Below are 1,208 nucleotides of genomic sequence, written 5' to 3'. Positions count from 1 at the left end.
GTGGGACGCCGGGCGGCCGGGCTCAGCCGACGCTGACCGTGCCGTCCGGCGCGCGGACGCAGGAGACGCTGCGGGCGCCTGTCGCCGCCGCGCCGGTCAGGCACCGGCCGAGCACCTGGTGGCCGGCAGCGCTCGGGTGCCACGACTCCTGGCAGGTCTGGAAGTAGGTGCCGCAGGCGTTCGCGATCCGTTGGATGTCGAGCTTGTCGTAGCCGGAGAGGCTGGTGACGAAGACGCCCGTCGGGCCGTCCATCAACCGGATCGGGGTGGCCAGGGCGTTCGCCGGGCTGCCCGCCGACTCGCACAGCCGGGCGCCGTCGAACGCGCGCTGCACGTTGAGGTAGACCAGGTCGTCGGTCGGGAACTCGGCGGCCAGCGTGCCGCGCACCGAACTGACGAGCGTGCCGAGCCCCTGGGAGAACCGCTGGCCGGGCGCCAGGCTGGCCCGGTGGATCGGGCAGCCGGCGGCGTACCGCTCGGCGCCGAGCGCGCGGAACTTGTCCCGGGTGTCGTCCCGGCTGTCCTCGCTCCAGTAGCTCTGGTCCAGCTCGTACGGCAGCGGGTTGGTGTAGTCCTGGAACACCACCCGGTGCTGGCCGTCGGCGTCGACCTGGTCGAGCGTGGTGAGCAGCTGCCGCAGCGCGGCGGTGGTCTCCGCGGTCGCGGCGGAGAACTGCGCGGCGGTGCCGAGGTCGGCGTCCGTGCACGGCTTCTGCTCCACCGGGCCGCCCAGGTACGCCCAGAACTCCCACCAGCCGGTCCACGCGTCGGCGATGAACCGGTTGGCGCACTTCTCCGCCACGCTGCCGAAGGTGAACGAGCTGTTGTTCGAGCCGAGGCCGACCAGCACCAGGTCGATGTCGTGGGTCTGCGCCACCGCCCGCAGCTGGTCCAGCTGGGCGGCCACCTGCCGCCCCTTCGCCCGGGTGGCCGAGGCGTTGGCGATGTCGTACGGCTGCCCGCCCGAGCAGGCCAGGTTGAACCGGGCGGCGATGCCCGGCAGGTCGGCCCGGAACAGCGAGGCGTTGGGGGAGCGGTGGCAGAAGTAGGCGTTGGCGTTCGCCGCCGACCAGCCGGGGAAGCCCTGGGCCACCCCGTTGACGTCGACCACCGGCGCGTACGCCCCGGCGCCCTCGCCGCTGATGAAGCTGTCACCCAACGCCACCGCCGCGGTGGGCAGCGCCGCGGCGGCGGGCGGGGCCGGCACC

Annotated in this window: 1 protein-coding gene; it reads right to left on the bottom strand. The window is 74.0% G+C overall.

Annotated elements, in window-relative coordinates; translation table 11 throughout:
* Positions 1-22: 22 nt before the first annotated feature.
* Positions 23-1,208, bottom strand: a 1,186-nt coding sequence (locus HUW36_RS33190) for an SGNH/GDSL hydrolase family protein (protein WP_174531622.1), incomplete at its 5' end; no start/stop codon positions are given.

Origin of the sequence: Micromonospora maritima (assembly GCF_902825405.1) — a bacterium.
Classification (GTDB): domain Bacteria; phylum Actinomycetota; class Actinomycetes; order Mycobacteriales; family Micromonosporaceae; genus Micromonospora; species Micromonospora maritima.
Note: the sequence above shows the minus strand (reverse complement) of the source record. Positions and strands in the feature narration are given on the sequence as shown.